This is a genomic window from Streptococcus parasanguinis, assembly GCF_047465465.1.
GTDB classification, from domain to species: domain Bacteria; phylum Bacillota; class Bacilli; order Lactobacillales; family Streptococcaceae; genus Streptococcus; species Streptococcus parasanguinis_AI.
In genome coordinates, this window is record NZ_JASGZU010000001.1 from 567,647 (window position 1) to 587,865 (window position 20,219).

Annotated in this window: 12 protein-coding genes and 1 other annotated feature; all 12 genes read right to left on the reverse strand. The window is 42.4% G+C overall.

The window, feature by feature from the left end:
• Positions 1 to 36: 36 nt before the first annotated feature.
• Positions 37 to 171, reverse strand: a sequence feature (ribosomal protein L10 leader region).
• 61 nt (positions 172 to 232) lie between these two features.
• Complete coding sequence (locus QM351_RS02920; RefSeq protein WP_049472301.1) at positions 233 to 1,030, reverse strand: formate/nitrite transporter family protein; 798 nt, start codon at positions 1,028 to 1,030, stop codon at positions 233 to 235.
• Between the two features lie 168 nt (positions 1,031 to 1,198).
• The gene (locus QM351_RS02925) at positions 1,199 to 1,903 is read right to left on the reverse strand and encodes a glucosaminidase domain-containing protein (RefSeq protein ID WP_021153281.1); all 705 of its coding nucleotides are present in this window, start codon (positions 1,901 to 1,903) and stop codon (positions 1,199 to 1,201) included.
• 149 nt (positions 1,904 to 2,052) lie between these two features.
• Positions 2,053 to 2,655 (reverse strand): ribosome biogenesis GTP-binding protein YihA/YsxC, encoded by a 603-nt coding sequence (gene yihA, locus QM351_RS02930; protein ID WP_070662235.1) that lies wholly within the window; start codon positions 2,653 to 2,655, stop codon positions 2,053 to 2,055.
• Positions 2,656 to 2,666: 11 nt separating this feature from the next.
• Positions 2,667 to 3,899, reverse strand: coding sequence for an ATP-dependent Clp protease ATP-binding subunit ClpX (clpX, locus tag QM351_RS02935; RefSeq protein ID WP_049493014.1), 1,233 nt, complete (start codon positions 3,897 to 3,899; stop codon positions 2,667 to 2,669).
• A 208-nt stretch (positions 3,900 to 4,107) separates the two neighbouring features.
• Positions 4,108 to 4,617 carry a dihydrofolate reductase gene (locus QM351_RS02940; RefSeq protein WP_414326470.1) on the reverse strand — a complete coding sequence of 170 codons (510 nt, stop codon included), beginning with the start codon at positions 4,615 to 4,617 and terminating at the stop codon, positions 4,108 to 4,110.
• A gap of 146 nt (positions 4,618 to 4,763) precedes the next feature.
• On the reverse strand, positions 4,764 to 13,667 hold the full coding sequence (locus QM351_RS02945; protein WP_414326472.1) for a CshA/CshB family fibrillar adhesin-related protein: 8,904 nt from the start codon (positions 13,665 to 13,667) through the stop codon (positions 4,764 to 4,766).
• A gap of 205 nt (positions 13,668 to 13,872) precedes the next feature.
• Positions 13,873 to 14,712, reverse strand: coding sequence for a thymidylate synthase (locus QM351_RS02950; RefSeq protein ID WP_371585019.1), 840 nt, complete (start codon positions 14,710 to 14,712; stop codon positions 13,873 to 13,875).
• A 90-nt stretch (positions 14,713 to 14,802) separates the two neighbouring features.
• Entirely contained in the window at positions 14,803 to 15,762 is a 960-nt protein-coding gene (locus tag QM351_RS02955) for an ROK family glucokinase (RefSeq protein WP_021153285.1), read from the reverse strand.
• Positions 15,763 to 15,848: 86 nt separating this feature from the next.
• The gene (locus tag QM351_RS02960) at positions 15,849 to 16,367 is read right to left on the reverse strand and encodes a hypothetical protein (protein ID WP_024055631.1); all 519 of its coding nucleotides are present in this window, start codon (positions 16,365 to 16,367) and stop codon (positions 15,849 to 15,851) included.
• A gap of 9 nt (positions 16,368 to 16,376) precedes the next feature.
• Positions 16,377 to 18,245 carry an ABC-F family ATP-binding cassette domain-containing protein gene (locus QM351_RS02965; protein ID WP_371605185.1) on the reverse strand — a complete coding sequence of 623 codons (1,869 nt, stop codon included), beginning with the start codon at positions 18,243 to 18,245 and terminating at the stop codon, positions 16,377 to 16,379.
• Positions 18,242 to 19,453 carry a CCA tRNA nucleotidyltransferase gene (locus tag QM351_RS02970; RefSeq protein ID WP_414326475.1) on the reverse strand — a complete coding sequence of 404 codons (1,212 nt, stop codon included), beginning with the start codon at positions 19,451 to 19,453 and terminating at the stop codon, positions 18,242 to 18,244. Before QM351_RS02970 ends, QM351_RS02965 begins: the two co-directional genes overlap by 4 nt.
• Positions 19,450 to 20,217, reverse strand: a complete 768-nt coding sequence (gene dapB / locus QM351_RS02975; RefSeq protein ID WP_272106743.1) for a 4-hydroxy-tetrahydrodipicolinate reductase — start codon at positions 20,215 to 20,217, stop codon at positions 19,450 to 19,452. The genes QM351_RS02970 and dapB overlap by 4 nt, the downstream gene beginning before the upstream one ends.
• Between the last annotated feature and the right edge of the window lie 2 nt (positions 20,218 to 20,219).

Genomic DNA, 20,219 nt, shown 5'->3' on the forward strand with positions numbered 1-20,219 from the left:
GTGTGTTCACCTCCGTAATTATTTTGCTTGGGGAATTTTTCCAAAAGAAAAACGCGCCCAAACCTAGACACGAAAGTACAATACGCTTCTTTTAATTGATACGTTTTGTCCTCGGTAGGATCTTTATGAGTCGAGCTCCCCTACTGTCTTAGGCAGTTTTTTCAAACCGTAGATTAGTTTATCATATATAAAAAAAGAATGCAAGTACTTTTGCAAACTTTTTTTATATTTTTTAATCGTTATAAAGACTCTTGATATTATTCAACCAAGCATAGGCTAGTCCCATTAGGACTCCTCCTCCTACCCAGTTGGCAAAGAAGGTTACGCTATAGTGACGTAAAATATTTAAAAACTCAAAATGTGGCAATTGGCTAGAAACTGAATTAAAGCTCAATAATGAGAAGGAAGCAAAGTTTGCAGCCAAGTGTTCATTGGTCATAAAGACAAACATATAAATAGCAGAGAGGGCTAAGAGCACCTTGGCTGTTTCATCTTTGAAATATAAATAAGAAAGAATAGCAATATTTACAAAGATATTGGCAATAACCCCTTCAAAGAAAACCACTTGATTGCTTCGTTGGAGTTTATTTTCTGCCACCGTAGCTAGGAATCCTTTTGGATCGATATGAGCAAAGGCTGTGGTTTGATTGAAAAGAAAAGCGACGATTAAAGCACCAATTAAATTAAAGAAGGTACAATAAAGAAGAATTTCCAGCGCTTTCTTCCAATTAATTTTCTTTAGATAGGTCCCCGCCGTCAAATACATCATATTTGAGGTGGTTAATTCCGCATTTAAGAATAAGAGGTATACCAAACCCCAGGCAAAGATGAATGGAAATAGAAAACGACCAGATCCAGGTACAAAGGTATTTAATAAGTCAGCTGCAACTGCTCCGACCGCCGTACTTAAAGTAAGAAATCCTCCAGCAAAAATAGAACGGACTGCATAGCGCGTTTTAGATTTCTGATAGAGATCTTCCTTCTTATTACACGCCGCTCCAACCTTTTGAATAAAATTAGATTCAGACATACTATTCTCCTTATATAATGTTTGTGAACAAAATCATTATATCATAGAGAGAAAAGTTTGAAAAGGTTTTCAGGAAGAAATCTTAAACTTTCACCATATACGTTTTATATCGAACAACACTATTTGCTAAAAAAACAACAAAAAAACAGGCATCTGCCTGCTTTAGTTTTAATAATTTAAACGGTTCGCCCAAGCGATATCCAAATTCAAGATTTCTTGTGAAGTGAACTGTTGGCGATATGGATTGTATACGGAACCTGTAATACCACCTTGAACATTTGGTGAATCGTATTGAGTCAAATTATAAGTTTCAATGATGTTATTAAGTTTTGCATAGTAGCTTGTGTCTGTCGCATAAACACCTGTCAAAGCTGCTGTTGCATCTTGGTAACTAGAGGTGTTGCTCTTCCATGCACCTGCAAAATGTCCTTGTTTCAAAACAGCTACATAGTCTTGCAATGATTCATAGTAAGATGGGTAAGAACGAAATGCGTCATTAATCGTATAGGCATTTCCAGCACCATCATCTTCCCAAGTTTGCATTACTGCAGATTGACCAGCATAACTTCCTTTTATCCCGAAAAGGTTGTAATGCGGATAAGAAGACAAGCCAGACTGACCTGATCCACTTTCAAGAATGGCTTGTGCGATCATAACGGAAGCATAAAGGTCATTCTCTTGACCGAGCTGACGAGCTGACTCACCAATTTGTGAGATGAAAGCTTCAGTAGGGTCTGAATAAGCTTGGTAAGTTCCATCATTAGCACCAACTGATGTGACGTGCTCGCTCATAGCAGCAGCAAATGTCCCCACTGCTAATACAGAAACGAACAAACCAAATAATTTCGTTTTATTCCGTATTTTCTTTTTCATAATACAATTTATCTCCAATTAATTTTTTATCATCTTTTATCTTTATAGAGATTATACCATATAAATAGAAGAAAACAAAGGCACTTATATTACACTTGTATTACAATTGCGAGATAAATCCAAAACAAAAATGACATTTTCATGTCATTTCAATTTATTTCGTAAAACGCATTTTCTAAAATAGCATCCCATGACTTCTCTAGTCCTTCTTTGGTGACCGAAGAAAAGACAATAAAGGTGTCAGCTGGATCAAAATCTAGTTTTTTCTTGATAATCGATTCATGTTTATTCCATTTTCCACGCGGAATCTTATCTGCCTTGGTAGCAACTAAGATCACAGGAATCTCATAATATTTTAAGAACTCATACATCTGAACATCATCTGCAGAAGGTTCATGACGAAAATCGACTAGGCTAACGACTGCTTTTAAGTTCTCACGACTAGTAAGGTATTCTTCGATCATCCGCCCCCACTTCTCGCGCTCTTTTTTCGAGACTCGTGCATAGCCATAACCAGGTACGTCTACCAAACGGAGTTTATCATCGATATTGAAGAAATTGAGCAATTGGGTTTTTCCTGGTTTCCCAGATGTTCTGGCCAGGTTTTTTCGATTTAAGAGAGTATTAATAAAAGAAGACTTGCCGACATTGGATCGACCGGCAAGTGCAACTTCTGGAATCTCATCTTGAGGATAATGGCTCTTATTTGCAGCGCTTAAGAGGATATCCGCATTATGTGTGTTAATTTCCATATTTTATCTTTCTAGGCTGTTTCGAGAATTGGTTTTTCAGTTCCGTCTACAGCTTCTTTTGTAATTCGAACAAGTTTGACATCTTCTTGACTTGGAATTTCAAACATGACATCCATCATGGTTTCTTCGATAATTGAACGAAGTCCACGAGCTCCTGTTTTTCTTTCGATGGCTTTATTAGCAATCTCTTGAAGGGCTTCATCATCGAATTCCAATTCAACATTATCATAAGAAAGCAAGGTTTGGTATTGTTTTACCAAGGCATTGCGTGGCTCTTTTAGAATACGGACAAGATCGTCAACTGTCAATTGCTCAAGAGCAGCAAAGACTGGAAGACGTCCGATCAATTCTGGGATAATCCCGAATTTTTGAATATCTTCTGCCACGATTTCTTGCATGTAAGAGCTTGATTCATCAATAGCTTTATTGTTCTTACCGAAACCGATGATTTTTTCACCAAGACGTTGCTTAACAATTTCTTCGATCCCATCAAAAGCCCCACCTACGATAAAGAGGATGTTCTTGGTGTCCACTTGGATCATCTCTTGTTGAGGGTGTTTACGTCCCCCTTGAGGTGGTACACTAGCGACAGTTCCTTCGATGATCTTCAAGAGAGCTTGTTGCACCCCTTCACCAGAAACGTCACGTGTGATCGAGACGTTTTCACTTTTCTTAGCGATCTTATCAATTTCATCGACATAGATGATGCCACGTTCTGCACGCTCAATATTGAAATCCGCTGCCTGAAGAAGTTTTAAGAGAATATTTTCAACGTCTTCACCCACATAACCGGCTTCAGTTAAAGCTGTTGCATCTGCAATAGCAAATGGAACATTCAGGCTACGAGCCAAGGTTTGGGCCAAGAAAGTCTTTCCTGAACCAGTAGGTCCAATCATGAGGATGTTTGATTTTTGCAATTCAACATCCGTCTCATCTTCGCGTGTATCGTGGAAGTTGATGCGTTTGTAGTGGTTGTATACCGCTACTGCAAGGGCACGTTTAGCCCGATCTTGACCGATGACATAGTGGTTCAAGATATTGAGCAATTCGATTGGTTTTGGAACTTCACTAAGGTCAGCTAGGACTTCTTCAGCAAGCTCCTCCCGGATGATTTCTTGAGCTAACTCTACACATTCATTACAGATAAACGCATTGTTTCCTGCAATGATTTTTTGGACTTCATCTTGGCTCTTTCCGCAAAATGAGCAATAAACCATCATATCATTATTTTGATTCGTTGGCATGTATTTCCTCTTTCTGTCATTTTCTGTTTCTATTTAGTTTAAAATAAGGTCATGTAAAAGGCGTGAATAGAATTTACAAGATTGGTAAAAGCATTTAGTAAGAATAAAATAGCGAGGCCAAAACGTTTTTTACGAAAGGTTTGTAAGGCGCAAATCAAACAGATGACACATAGGACAGCTGTAAAAAAACCAAAGACACTTCGCTCCATTAGTCTAAATCCTTTCTCTTATAATAGTTGACCGTAAAATCATATGGGTTCTTCTCATCTTTCGGATGATGGACTTGACGGACTTTTTCATAGTGGCTCTCTTCAAATTTTGGTGCCAATGTATCGCCATCAATTGTTGTATGAATCATGGTCTGGATCAACTCTTCTAACTGATCAGAGAAAAGCCTTAAAATCTGACTCCCCCCAATAATGTAAAGATTCTTCTCTTGTTTCTGATACCACTCTAAGACTTCTTCTGTGCTATGCATGACGAGTACAGCATCATTTTCAGAATCATAAGCCTGATCTTGCGTTAAGATAATGCTAGTCCGACCTGGTAGAACCCGTTTTTTCATACCCTCAAAGGTCACTCTTCCCATAAGAATTGCTTGTCCCATGGTCGTTTCCTTGAAATGCTGTAGCTCAGCTGGCAGATGCCAAGGCATGACTTGGTCCTTTCCAATAATGCCATTTTCAGTTTGAGCCCAGATACCAATAATCTTTTTCATTCTCTCATCCTTTACACTGATACTTCTATTTTATCAAATTTTCTTATAAAAGACTGATTTCAACTATCTAGTTTGGAGGATATTTTTTCAAATACAAACAGAAAAAACCGCGAGATTTTCGCGGTTTTTCTTAGCCACAAGTTAGCTTAGTCTTCTTTTTTGCGTTTTGCAAATCCGAATAATGAGAGACCTGCTAAAGCACTAAAGATTGCAAGACCAGCAGTAGAAGATTCTTTTGTTCCTGTATTTGGAAGTTGTGCAGTAGGATTTTGTGGATCGATATACTTCACTTCTTCTTTCGTTTCTGGAATGACAGGAATAGTTGGCTCTTCTGATTTTGGTTCTGGTGTAGGCTGTGGTTGTGGTTGAGGCTGTGGTTGAGGCTGTGGTTGAGGCTGTGGCTCTGGTGTCGGAGTTGGATCCGGCGTTGGAGTTGGAGTCACAGTCTTCTTGTAGATATGTTGAATGTTTCCATCTTTATCTACAACAGTCTTCACGAAGTCATAACCTGGGATTTCTTTCTTCGGTTGTTCCCCATCTTCTGTAGGGTTGCCAGGGATAGGATTACCATTTTCGTCTACGTATGAAGTTGTAACTTTTTCATAGACGTGTTCCGTATCACCATTAGGCAATTTCTTCGTTTCCACAAAGCGGTAACCTGGAATTTCAGCTTTTGGTTCTTCTCCATCAACTGTAGGATATCCTGGGATTTCCTTACCTTCTTTATCAACAAATTTAGTGATTGGAAGGACAGTTGGTGTGTAAGTTGCAGAAGCTTTTGTTCCATTCACATCTTCACGAACCACTGTCACTGCTAGTGCAGTTCCTGTAAATTCAGGTTCTGGTTTGAAGGTTACTGTTCCGTCTGGTGCTACTGTGTAAGTACCAACTCCTGGAATAGTCTTAGTTGTTGAACCATCTTCAAAGGTTGCTGGAACTCCGTCATTCATTGGTACACGGTTATCGCCTTCTGTGAAGGTTGGTTTGCCTGTTTGAGTGGCACCCTTCTTACCAATTGAAGTAGCTGGTTCTGCAGTTGGTGTAACTGGTGTTACAGTTGGTGTGTAAGTAGTGGTAATTGGTGTACCGTTCTTATCAACACGTTTCACGGTTACGCCTGTACCAGTTCCTGTAAATGATTTTTCTGGAACAAAGGTTACTGTACCATCTGGAGAAACAGTGTAAGTTCCTTCTCCTGGAATAACTTTAGTTGTTGATCCATCTTCAAAGGTTGCTGGTACATCATCATCCATTGGCACACTTGGGTTACCAGGTGTGAAGGTTGGCTTACCTGTTTGGGTTTGACCTTGGATGTCTGTAGATGTTGCAGGTTCAGCTGTTGGAGTCACAGGAGTTACAGTTGGTGTGTATGTAGCAGATGCTTTTGTTCCGTTCTTATCTTCGCGGACAACTGTCACTGCTGGTGCAGTTCCTACGAATGATTTCTCTGGTACGAAAGTTACTGTTCCATCTGGTGCCACTGTGTAAGTACCAACTCCTTCAACTGTCTTCGTAGTTGATCCATCATCAAATGTTGCTGGAACTTCATCATTCATTGGCACACGGCTGTCACCTTCTGTGAAGCTTGGTTTACCTGTTTGAGTTGCACCTTGTACATCAGTAGATACTGCTGGAGTAGCGGTTGGTGTTACTGGTGTAACTGTTGGTGTGTACATAGCTTTCACAACTGTACCATTCTTATCTTGGCGTTGCACCACGATACCTGTTGCAGTTCCTACAAATGATTTCTCTGGTACGAAGGTTACTGTTCCATCTGGAGCAACTGTGTAAGTACCTTCACCTGGAACAACCTTAGTAGTTGAACCATCAACAAATGTTGCAGGTACATCATTGTCCATTGGTACTGCAGGATTTCCTTCTGTGAAGCTTGGTTTACCTGTTTGAGTAGCACCTTGAATATCAGTTGATGTAGCTGGTTCTGTTGTTGGTACGACTGGAGTAATCTTAGGTGTGTAAGTTGTACGTGCAGTGGTACCATTTGCATCGTCCATTGAAACGCCTACAGGAAGAACTTCGCCTGAGTAAGCTTTGTTAGTTGGAGTGAAGATAACTTCACCTTTCTCTTTATCTACTGTGAAGATACCGATGATATCTCCTGCAGGTGAGAAGGCATTCAATTGATCAGTAGGGTTACCAGAATCATCGTAAAGTTTCAAGGTTGAAGGGTTCATTGGAGCAATTGGATCCCCTTCAGTGAAGGTTGGTTTGCCTGTTTGAACAATTCCTTGAGGAGCTTCTGATGTAGCTGGTTTTGCTGTTGGAGTAATTGGAGTTACAGTTGGTGTGTAAGTTGCGGAAGCTTTGGTTCCGTTCTTATCTTCACGAACCACTGTCACTGCTGGTGCAGTTCCAACAAATGATTTCTCTGGTACAAATGTCACTGTTCCGTCTGGGGCTACAGTATAAGTACCAACGCCATCTACTGTCTTCGTAGTTGAACCATCGTCAAATGTTGCTGGAACATCGTCGTTCATTGGTACACGGCTGTCGCCTTCAGTAAATACAGGTTTACCTGTTTGAGTTGCACCTTGCACATCAGTAGATACTGCTGAAGTTGCAGTTGGTGTAACAGGTGTTACAGTTGGTGTGTAAGTTGCAGTAACTGGAGTACCGTTCTTATCAACACGTTTCACTGTTACGCCTGTACCTGTTCCTGTGAATGTTTTTTCTGGTACGAAGGTTACAGTTCCATCTGGAGCAACTGTGTAAGTTCCTTCTCCTGGAATGGTCTTCGTAGTTGAACCATCTTCAAAGGTTGCTGGCACATCATCATCCATTGGGATTGCAGGGTTACCAGGTGTGAAGCTTGGTGTACCTGTTTGTGTTTTACCTTGGATATCTGTAGATGTTGCAGGTTCAGCAGTTGGGACAACTGGAGTGATCTTCGGTGTGTAAGTTGTTTCAGCAACTGTTCCGTTTGTATCTTTACCTTGAACCTTAACTGGAACCACATCACCTGAGTAAGATTTATCCGTTGGTGTGAAGGTTACAAGGCCTGTTTCTTTATCAACTGTGAAAGTACCAATTTCTTTACCTTCTGGTGATTTAGCAACTACAGATTCTGCTGGCTGACCATTTTCATCAAGAAGAGTAATGGTATCTTTGTCAATTGGTGCAACTGGGTCACCTTCAGTGAAGGTTACTGTTCCAGTTTGAACCACACCTTGAGGTGCTTCTGATGTAGCTGGAGTTGCTGTTGGTGTTACCGGTGTCACAGTTGGTGTGTACTTAGCAGTAACTGGAGTACCGTTCTTATCGACACGTTTAACTGTTACGCCTGTACCTTCTCCTGTGAATGATTTTTCTGGAACAAAGGTTACGGTTCCGTCTGGAGCAACAGTGTAAGTTCCTTCACCATCGACAGTCTTCGTAGTTGAGCCATCTTCGAAGGTGGCTGGAGTATCTTCATCGATTGGAACATTTGGATTTCCTTCGGTGAAGGTTGGTTTACCTGTTTGTGTTTGACCTTGAATATCTGTCGATGTAGCATCTTCAGAAGTTGGAACAACCGGAGTAATCTTCGGTGTATAAGTTGTTTCAACTGTAGTTCCATTTGCATCAGCTGCTTGAACCTTAACTGGGACAACATCCCCTGAATAAGATTTATCTGTTGGTGTGAAAGTAACTACACCTGTATCTTTATCAACTGTGTATGTACCGATCACATTACCTGCTGGTGATTTCGCTTCTACTGATGCTGCTGGTTGACCATTTTCATCAAGAAGAGTAATCGAATCCTTGTTAATTGGAGCTACTTCATCACCTTCAGTGAAGGTTACAGTGCCAGTTTGAACAAGACCTTGAGGTCCAGTAGATTCAGCTGGTGTTGCAGTTGGAGTTACTGGAGTTACAGTTGGTGTGTAAGTTGCAGAAGCTTTAGTTCCGTTCTTATCTTCACGAACAACTGTTACGGCTGGTGCTTTACCTGTGAATGATTTTTCAGGAACAAAGGTTACAGTTCCGTCTGCTGCTACTGTGTAAGTACCAACGCCATCAACTGTCTTAGTTGTTGAACCATCATCGAAGGTTGCTGGAACATCATCGTTCATTGGCACACGGCTGTTGCCTTCAGTAAATTCAGGCTTACCTGTTTGGGTTTGACCTTGTTTACCTGTTGTTTCAACTGGTGTAGCTGTCGGTGTGACTGGAGTCACAGTTGGTGTGTAAGTAGCAGAAGCTTTGGTTCCGTTCTTATCTTCACGAACAACCGTTACGGCTGGTGCTTTACCTGTGAATGATTTTTCAGGGACAAAGGTAACAGTTCCGTCTGCTGCTACTGTGTAAGTACCAACACCGTCTACAGTCTTAGTCGTTGAGCCATCGTCAAATGTTGCTGGAACATCATCGTTCATTGGCACACGGCTATCGCCTTCAGTAAATACAGGTTTTCCAGTTTGTGTAGCACCTTGAATATCTGTAGTTTCAACTGGTGTTGCAGTTGGAGTTACTGGTGTCACAGTTGGTGTATAAGTTGCAGAAGCTTTGGTTCCGTTCTTATCTTCACGAACAACCGTTACGGCTGGTGCTTTACCTGTGAATGATTTTTCAGGGACAAAGGTAACAGTTCCGTCTGCTGCTACTGTGTAAGTACCAACACCGTCTACAGTCTTAGTCGTTGAGCCATCGTCAAATGTTGCTGGAACATCATCGTTCATTGGCACACGGCTATCGCCTTCAGTAAATACAGGTTTTCCAGTTTGTGTAGCACCTTGAATATCTGTAGTTTCAACTGGTGTTGCAGTTGGAGTTACTGGTGTCACAGTTGGTGTATAAGTTGCAGAAGCTTTGGTTCCGTTCTTATCTTCACGAACAACCGTTACGGCTGGTGCTTTACCTGTGAATGATTTTTCAGGGACAAAGGTTACAGTTCCGTCTGCTGCTACTGTGTAAGTACCAACACCGTCTACAGTCTTAGTCGTTGAACCATCGTCAAATGTTGCTGGAACATCTTCATTGATTTCAACAGTCTTCTCAACGCCATCAACCGTTACAGTTCCACCCTTGAATTCAGGTTTACCTGTTTGTGTCGCACCTTGAATATCAGTTGTTTCTGCTGGTGTAGCTGTTGGGGTTACTGGTAATACTGTTGGTGTGTAAGTCGCAGATGCTTTGGTTCCGTTCTTATCTTCGCGGACAACGGTCACGGCTGGTGCAGTTCCGACAAATGATTTTTCTGGTACAAATGTAACAGTACCGTCTGCTGCTACTGTGTAAGTACCAACACCTTCAACGGTCTTAGTTGTTGAGCCGTCGTCGAATTTTGCTGGAACGTCTTCATTGATTTCAACAGTCTTTTCAACGCCATCAACCGTTACAGTTCCACCTTTGAATTCAGGTTTACCTGTTTGAGTGGCACCTTGGATATCTTCTGTTTCAGCTGGTGTTGCTGTTGGGGTTACTGGAACGATTTCAGGCGTGTAAGTTGTGTCCACCTTGATACCGTTTGAGCTTTCAGCTTGAACCTTGGCTGGTGTGACTGCACCAGTGTATGATTTATCAGTCGGTGTGAAAGTTACTTGACCATTTGCTGGATCAATAGAGAAAGTACCAATTTCAGTTGAACCATCTTCAGCAAAGGCTGGTGTGCTTAAAACTTCGTTACCATCTTTATCTAGCAATGTGTAACTATTGTCTTTAATGGTAATAGCTTTATCTTCACCATTTACTTGAACAGTCGTTCCTGCAAAGGTTGGTGTCCCTGTTTGTGTTGCACCTTGGATATCTTTAGAAGTTGCTGGGTTTGCAGTTGGAACTGCTGGCACAACAGTTGGTGTGTAGGTCGCATCTGAAGTAATGGTTGCAGTCTTACCATTGGCATTTGTAATGGTAGCAGTTGCCTGAACAGTTACTCCTTTTGCAGTACCAACAAAGTCTTTTTCAGGTGTGAAGGTCACCGCTCCTGTAGTAGGATCGATTGTATAGCTACCTTCTCCTGCTACTGTTACAGTTGTTTCATCAGTCGGTTGACCAGTTGCGGGATCCACCAATTTCTTACTAGTGATTTCAGCAGTCTTATCATTACTCAAATCAAAGGTTGGTGTTTGTGTTTGAGGAACATTTTGAACATCCTCAGAAACCTTGTCTGTAGGAGTCACTGTGATTGGTGTGACAGTTGGAGTGTACTTAGCTGTAGCTGTCTTAACGTACTCCTCTTGAACCTTACCATTTTTATTGCGTCCAACTGGCGCTGACAATGTAACATCCACACCTTTGGCTGTACCAGTAAAGCTTGGTTCTGGAGTGAAGGTTACTTCACCTGTTGTAGGATTAATTGTGTATGTTCCTTCCCCTTCAACTGTTACAGATGGCTCATCAGTCGTGCGACCTGTAGCTGGGTCTACCAACTTAGCTGGGTATTCTGCACTTGGAGTGATCGAAATCTTATCACCATTTAAGTTAGTAGCAGTTGTATTAAAGGTAGGTGTTTCTTTTTGAGTTGCCCCTTGAACATCAGTCGAAGTTTTGTCAACCCCTTCAATTTCAATTGGAGTGACTGTTGGAACGTATTGACCATCCATAGTATTCAACTGACCATTAATGTTTGGTTCTTGGTCTGGGAATTTGGTTGACCAACCAGTATCGTAACCGTTGTTATCTGAACGACGGATAGAAATACCATCAGCTGTTCCAAGGAAGTTATCTTCAGGGATAAATTCAACGTCTACATCTTTACCGTTGGCAGTAATCTTGTATTTCCCTTGACCTGGTACGACATAGTAACCATCTGCATCAAGAGTTGCGCGGTTGCCATCTTTATCAACGATGTATGGTTCTACTGTCTCGTCGATGACTGCATGAGAGTTAGGTTCATACTTGTGCTCTCCACGTGCTGTAAAGGTTACAGTTGCTGTTTGTTTAGTAGCTTGAGGACCAGAAGTTTCCTTGAATTCCCCTTTTGGTGGGTGGGTGATTTGAGTCTTGAAGTCTTCTACTTCCCCTGAGAAGGCCATACCAGTTGGGCTTTCAATCTCAGTAGCTTTCTTAGCAATACGGACACGAGCACCAAGCTCGTTGACGCTAGGATCGATGTAAGTCTTGCTGTTTGCAAAGGTCAACTCAACAGTGCCATCTTGTGTGATTGTAGCGAGATTTGAGCGTTCATCCTCATCGAATTTACCATTTTGGTTAAAGTCTACCCAACCATAGATATGTGCTTCTGAAGCTCCATCCAAATGGGCTTGAACTGACATCTTGTAGTTTCCTGGGCGTGTACGATCCATCTTGATCATCTCATTGGTTGTCCCTTTGAGTTCATCCGGAAGCAATTGGTTAATTCCTTCATCGGCCGTAGTTGCCTTATCATCACCGAACCAGTCCAGAGTTGTGTTCTCATCCATATCTGGACTCACGTTACCAAGATACGGTTGATTTACTTTAGCTCCAGTTACACCGTCTACAGTTGCAATGGTATGAACTGCCTTACCATATGACTCAGGAGCATCCCCTTCATCAAGTGGGAAGAATCCTAGCATAGCAGACTGTTTACCAGCTGAAGCGATATAAAGTCCCACTTCAGATGCTCCACGCGTCATTACGAGTGGAACTGCTCTATTTCCTTCAGAAATGTTTGGTCCAAAGATACCGGTTCCTAGACCACCCGTAACTTTGTCAGGATTTCCGAAATATTTCCAAGCTACTGGTTTCTTATCTGGTCCAGCTTGAGTAGAATTATCACGGAGTTGTCTTAGGTTAATGTTATTATATTTAGGTTTAGAACCAAAAAGGTTATCAGTATCTTGTGGTTCATAAGGAACAGAGGTGGCTGGTCTAGTAGTTTTCTTCCATTCTCCAAGGTGCTGCCAACCTTGTCCGTTGGTAGTGAACATAACAAATTCACCAGGGTTAGCAGACTCACCATCAGCCATAACAATAGCTGGCTTAACTTTCTTGCCACGGAAGGTTGCAGAGATTTCGAACTGAACTCCAATATTCCCACCATTATATGCAGAACCCATGGTAGTCTTTTTGGCTTTCGTATCAACGTTTTCATGTTTAACTTCAGTCCAACGGTTTTGGGCATCAGCGATAACGTCGGCTTCTTTACCATCAGTAAAATATTGCTTAGCAATTGGTGAAGTAACACCCTTTACATATCCATTTTTTGCATTTGGATCATAGGTCGCTTTTTCAGCTTCTGTAGCCCCTTGTTCTTCCAGCCGTTTTTTATAGATTTCAGTCGCTTGGAATGGTTTCAAAGACTTAACTTTTACAGTGACTACATAACCAGGCATGATTTCCTTGGTATAAGTAGCCCCAACTTGAAGTGCTAAGGCCTCTTCTAGCTCATTTGGCTTCAATTCATTTTTAGCGACCTGGATTGTTTTTGCTCCTGTCCAGTTAGCTAAATCTCCAAAGTCCAACCAAGAGATTTGGCTAGTCATAGATTTGGCATCAAGATCTGTTGTAAAGCCAGGTTTTTCAACTTTTGGAGTTGAAGTTGCATCTTCTACATCGTCCCCAATCAAGCTTGGATCATTGGCATCACCCAATGCACGACGATTACGGCGTTTAGGACCAGAAGTTTCTGCTGTCACAGCAGGAGTTTCAGTAGCTGGTGCTTCGGCACCTGCAGCCACTTCTTCTTTCTTATCTGTTGCAGCTGCTTCTGTTGCCTTGTTTTCTGGCGTAGTTACTTCTAGGCTTGGTGCAGTTGATGTTGCTGCTGCAGTCGAGGCTACAGACGCTGCTGTGCTTGTGCTACTTGCTTCACTAGTTGAAGCAGGTGCTGTTGATGTTGCTGCAGCAGTTGAAGTCTCTGGTGCAGTGATTGCTGCGTTTGCATCATAAGTAGATGTCGTTGCAGCTGTTGATGTTGCTGAAGTTGCTGTAGCCGTTGATGTAGCTGGCTCTTCTGACGCTGTTGCAACTGCTGCTACACTTTCACTTGTTGTATCTGTATTTTCTTCTGCAGCTGCACTTGCTGCTGTACCAACCATGACAAGTGTTCCCAAAAGTACTGAGCAAACACCCACATTCAGTTTACGAATTGAGAATCTGCTAATACGATCATTAAATAAGTCTTTCCCCATCTAATGGACCTCCATTTTTATCTATAAATTAACATTCTTTTTAAAATTGTTTAGTTTTTTCCAAACCTTATCTATTTTAACAAAACCCGAACGATTTTCAAAACATTTTGACTCAAAAATGAGTATAAATTTTTAGCTTTGTTCGTTTTAAATTTAAAACCATTTTCCTATTAAATAAAAGGATTGAAAAACCTTGATTTTATCACTAAATCGCAAGATCGAACTTCAATTGTGGCTTCACTGGATCATAATCGACCAGTTCAAAATCTTCTGGTTTGATATCAAAGAAATTGGTTCCGTCTGGCACGTTCAAGACCAAGTGCGGTTGGCAATCAGAGGGCTCGCGACGGAGTAATTCTTCTGCTTGTTCAAATTGGTTGTCATAGATATGAAGGTTGTTAATGAAATAAAAGAACTTCCCTACCTTCCAACCAAAGTGTTTGGCAATCATCATCTGAAGGGCTACATATTGCATGGCATTAATATGGTGGGCTACCAACATATCATTAGAACGCTGGGTCAGAGTTGCATCTAGATAGATCTCTCCTTCTACGCGACGCACGTCAAACATGGTCTGAAAAGCACATGGCAAGAGTCCGTCGGTCTCCTCAAAAGCATCATAATCCCAGAGCGAGATGATATTGCGGCGATTCCAAGGATTGGCTTCTAATTGGTTGAGGATTTTATTCGTAATGTCATGCTTTTTGACGACAGCTCCATAGCGCTGACCGATTGTCCGGCTATCTCCCACTTCCCAGTCATTCCAGTAGTGGACATTGTACTTGTCTTCTAAAAGGTCTAAGCTATTCGATTGATCCTGGTAGATCCAGAGCATTTCTTTGATAGCTGATTTAATCGCGATGGGACGAAGGGTGGTGATAGGAAACTCGCCTTTTGCGAGGTCGAATTCCATAAAGGCTCCCGTGATGTACTTGGAATTGGCCGTTCTACCATCCTTGTACTTAGGGCGCGCCTGCTCTGACCAGACCCCTTCTTCCATGATCTTTCGAATGCTTTCTTTAAAAATTGTATCTGCTTTTGTCATATACTCTCCTTGAATCCAGTTTTGTCTTCATTATATCACAGGAGACAGAAAAAAAGGAGATCCCAGCACGAGCCAGATCTCCATTTCATCTTATTGTAATACAAGGGATGCAGCACCGATAACACCGGCGTCATTTCCCAAAGTAGCAAGTGCCAATTGAGTAGATTCACGCACTTGTGGGAATGAGTTTTCTTCAAAGACCTTGCGCACACCATCCAAGAGGAAGTCTCCAGCAGCAGAAACCCCACCACCGATAACGATCTTAGATGGGTTCAAGGTTGAACCAATGTTAGCAGCAGCAAGTCCAAGGTAACGTGAGAAGTTCTTGTAGACGATCAAAGCAAGAGCATCGCCTTCTTTTGCCAGGTCAAAGACCGTTTTAGCCGTTACTTCTTCTCCGTTGTCGATCAAGACTTTCAATTGAGAGTCCCCTTCGTACTCATCGGCGTAACGACGAGTCAAGTTGACGATCCCTGTTGCTGACGCAACCGTTTCAAGACAGCCTTTTTTACCACAGGTACATTGGATTGGATCATCAAAGTCAACCGTGATGTGACCAAGTTCTCCAGCAGCTCCACGTACACCGTGCAAGAGACGACCTTCAGCGACGATCCCACCGCCGACACCTGTACCAAGTGTCATGAATACGACATCTGGTTGGTTTTCACCAGCCCCTTTCCAACGTTCACCCAAAGCAGCAACGTTGGCATCATTATCGATAAAGAATGGAATATGGAGGGCACTTTCGATCTTTTCTTTGACTGGTTGAAGGGTCTTCCAGTTCAAGTTGTAGGCACCGATAACGGTACCTTTTTCACGGTCAACAACACCAGGTGAACCCATTCCAATTCCTTGGAACTCAGAAGCATCAAGCTCAAGCATCTTCAAACGATGCGCGATGGATTCGATCATATCATCTACGATATGGCTACCTTCATCCAAGATATTTGTTTTAATAGACCATTTTTCTTGAACTTCCCCATCCAAAGTAAGGATGGCAAACTTAATTGAAGTTCCTCCAAGGTCAATCCCAATAATTTTTTTAGACATCTGTAACTCCTTTCAAACTTGTAAACACTTACAGATCTATTATATCAGACTTTTTATCAAACGCAAAGGTTTGCACGTAACTTTTCTTAACTTTTTAACAAGAGACTAAAGGATTGAAATCCTAAAATGAGGAAAATCAAGCCAATAATATTTAATAGAAAGACGCTAATCGAAAGCGGACTAACAATTAAGAATAAACCGATGAAGAGCTGTAGCAAGGCAAAGAAAATATAACGCTTGGACAGTTCCTCAACCTTCCTCGAGTAGAAATTGGCTTTTCGGAAGTTTAGAATCGAACGGTAGATGAGCCAAATTCCTAAAGTGACTGGAAAGACAATCGGCAAGGTCTTGTAGCCATAGAGCAGTAAGTAGACCGCAAAAACCAAGGCGACCATACTATGAAAGAGCTGTTGCTGCTGAATGATACCAGCCTGACGCAATCGGTAATAGCGTGAAAAACGCGAAAGGGAGATTAAAAAGAAACCACAGGAAATCAACCAGCTAAAAGAGCCGATGTGCTCAATCGGATTGATAAACAAGACGATACCGATAATGGTAAAAATAGTGGCTGAAATCCCAAGGGATATCCGGTTCAATTGATTCATAGGGCCTCCTTATTCATCTAATTCGCTCAAGTATTCATAGCGATCGTACTTTTCAAGCAATCGCTCATTTTCCTGATCCAATTCCTTTTGAAGGGCTGACAATTTGCCAAAGTCAGAGCCGTTTTCATTCATCTCCACTTCAATCTCTGCGATCCGATTTTCAATGGCTTCGATATCTGCTTCAATGCTCGCCCACTCCTGCTTCTCCATGTAGCTCATGCGCTTCTTCTCTTCTTTTGGCTTAACTGGTTTCTCTTTTTCAACCTTGTGACTGGCCGTTACTTGAGCAGCTTCAAAGGCTTTTTCATCTAGGTAATCCGTATAATTGCCAAAGAACTCACGAATGCCCCCATTTTCAAAAGCCAGGATCTTGCTTGCGACCTTATCTAGGAAATAACGGTCGTGACTAACGGTAATAACTGGCCCACCAAAGTTTTGAAGGAAGTTTTCCAAAACCGTCAAGGTTGCGATATCCAAGTCATTGGTCGGCTCATCGAGGAGAAGCACATTGGGTTTTTCAATCAAGAGTTTCAAGAGAAAGAGACGCTTCTTTTCACCGCCGGAGAGTTTCTCGATCAAGGTTCCATGCATAGAGCGTGGGAAGAGAAATTGCTCCAAGAGATCTGCGATCGAAGTTGTTCCAACAGTCGTCTTGACTTCCTCCGCAACCTCTTGTAAGAAATTAATCACGCGCTTACTCTCATCCAAGCCATCGATCTGTTGAGAGAAATAAGCCACCCGCACAGTTTCCCCAATAATCACTTGCCCTGACTGAGGCTGGAGTCGCTCAGCGATCAGATTGAGTAGGGTCGATTTACCGACACCATTGTCCCCGACGATCCCGATGCGGTCCTTGTTTTGCACCAAGAGGTTAAAGTCCTGTAAAATCGGCTTGTTTTCAAAAGCAAAACTCACCTCTTTAAACTCGATGACTTTCTTTCCAATCCGGCTGGTCTCAAAGTTCATCTCTAGATCCGTCTGGTTGCTTTGGCCAGACAAGTCTTGCTTAAGATCATGGAAACGATTGATTCGAGCCTGTTGCTTGGTCGCACGCGCCTGGGGTTGTCGCCGCATCCAGGTCAACTCCTGCTTATAGAGTTGCTGCTTCTTATGAAGAAGGGCTGCATCACGCTCATCTTGCTCGGCCTTTAAGCGGACATAATCCTGGTAATTGCCTTGATACTCAATCAAACTAGCTCGATCCAACTCAAAGATCCGTGTTGAAATATTATCCAAGAAATAACGATCGTGGGTAATGAAGAGCACGGTTTTCTTAGAGTTCTTCAAGAAATTGGTCAACCATTCAATAGTATCAATATCTAGGTGGTTGGTCGGCTCATCTAGTAAGAGAAGGTCGTGGTGAGACAGCAAAACCTGGGCCAGTTGAACCCGGCGACGCAAGCCTCCAGATAGATCTCCAACTTTTGCATTTAAGTCTTCAATCCCAAGTTTTGAAAGGACTGTCTTGACCTGACTTTCGATTTCCCAAGCATTAAGTGAATCCATCTCCGCCATCACCTTTTCCAGACGTGCTTGGTTCTCTTCTCGGTAATCCGCCATCAAGAATTCATAATCACGAATCAGCTGCATTTCACGCAAATCACTAGATAACACCGTATCCAAAACAGTTTTTTGATCATCAAAGTCTGGCTCTTGCGTCAAGTAACCAATCGTATAATCACTCTTGGCAGAAAAAGGACTCACATCTCCATCAAATCCAGAGCGACCAGACAACACATCTAACAGAGTGGTTTTTCCAGTCCCATTGACCCCGATCAATCCGATCCGATCCAAGTCGTGAATAATAAAGGAAATCTCACGAAAGACGGTCTTATCTCCGACAGATTTGGTTAATTTCTCGACAATAAAATCGCTCATTTTTCCTCCTCTTTTACTTGCTGGATATAGGCGATGATGGCCTCTTTTTCATTAGCCAATTCCCCATCGACAATGGCATATTCGATCTTTGTCAAAATCTCTCCCAAGGCTGGACCTGGTTGAAAACCATAGTCTTTGATCAACATACCGCCATTGACCACCACTTCATGCTTATCATGAATGGTCAAGCTATCATAAACACGCTCGATGGCCAAATAATCCACACTCAAGGCATAGGCTTCCCGGAGCTCTTCTGCCACTAGCAACAAATGCTTCTCATACTTGTAGCAGGCACGCTTGTCTAGACTTCCATTTTCTCGGAGCTTAAGAATCTCCACGATCTGCTCCACCGTCTTGGCAAAGTCTCTAGAGGTCTTCCATTTCTTAAAGAATCTTGGAATATCTTGAATCTCTAGTGCTAAGACTAAAGCAGCCCAGGCTTGCTCAGAAGTTGAAAAGGTATATTCCAACTCTATGTCAAACAAACGCTCGATCGCTTCTTTGCGATCCTTCATCTCTGGCAGATAGTGATAGGCTCCACTTGCCAGCATAGCCTCCAAGCCCTGTCTCCAGTATGGAGAAAGCAAGAGTTTATCAAACTCGATGAAGGTACGCTCTACTGAAATCTTCTCAAGTAATGGAGCACACTCCTTCATGGCGTCAAAGGTTGCTGGTTCTAATTCAAAGCCGAGACTGGCTTGAAAACGAAAGCCTCGCATGATGCGGAGCGCATCCTCATGAAAGCGCTCACGAGGAAGCCCGACGGCCCGAAGAACTTTGTTTTCCAAGTCTTCTAACCCCTGAAAAAGGTCAACAATCTCTCCCTTTTCATTTAAGGCAAAGGCATTGACGGTGAAATCACGGCGCTTCAGGTCTTCTTCTAGTGAGCGGACAAAAGACACGGAGCTTGGACGGCGATAATCGACATAGACATCCTCTGTCCGGAAGGTCGTAATTTCATATTCTTGACCATTTTCAAGGACCAAGACGGTCCCGTGTTCGATACCGATATCTACTGTTCGATCAAAAATCGCCTTGGTTTCCTCTGGATAAGAGGAGGAAGCGATATCGACATCGTGAATCGGACGATCTAAGAGAGCATCTCGGACAGATCCTCCCACAAAATAGGCCTCAAAACCAGCTGCTTTAATCTTCTCTAATATTGGTAAAGCCTCCTGAAACTCAGAAGGCATCTTTTTTAATCTCATAGTAAATGTTCCAAACCATAGACAAGCTCATGACGCTTGACAACTTCTTTAATCCCTAGATTTACTCCTGTCATGAAGGAAACACGATCATAGGAATCATGACGGAGAGTCAAGCCTTCGCCTTGGCTACCAAAAATCACCTCTTGGTGAGCGACTAGGCCAGGCAATCGAACCGAATGGATGCGCATCCCTTCAAAATCTGCCCCTCTTGCTCCAGGCATCAACTCTTCTTCATCTGCTGCACCTTGCTGGATTTTCTCGCGCTTCTCAGAGATCAGCTCAGCGGTCTTAATCGCTGTTCCACTCGGTGCATCTTTTTTCTTATCGTGGTGCAATTCGATGATTTCCACATTTGGGAAATACTTGGCTGCTTGCGCTGCAAATTGCATCAAGAGCACAGCTCCAATAGCAAAGTTCGGAGCAATCAAGCCACCCAAATCCTTTTCGCGAGAAAGCTCTGTCAATTCCTGAATCTGCTCAGGCGTAAAGCCAGTTGTCCCCACAACAGGAGCAAAGCCATTTTCAATTGCAAAGTGAGTATTCTCGTAAGCAACCTTTGGCATGGTAAAGTCCACCCAAACATCTGCCTTTAGACCTACGACATCTTCTTTGCGGTTAAAGACAGGGACTCCTGCAACCTCTGTCTCATCAGTAAATGGATCGATCAAGCCGGCTAATTCTAGCTCAGGGTCTTCAGAAACCATCTTGTAGGCTGCTTGTCCCATTCTTCCCTTGAAACCTGCAATAATGACTTTAATTGACATAG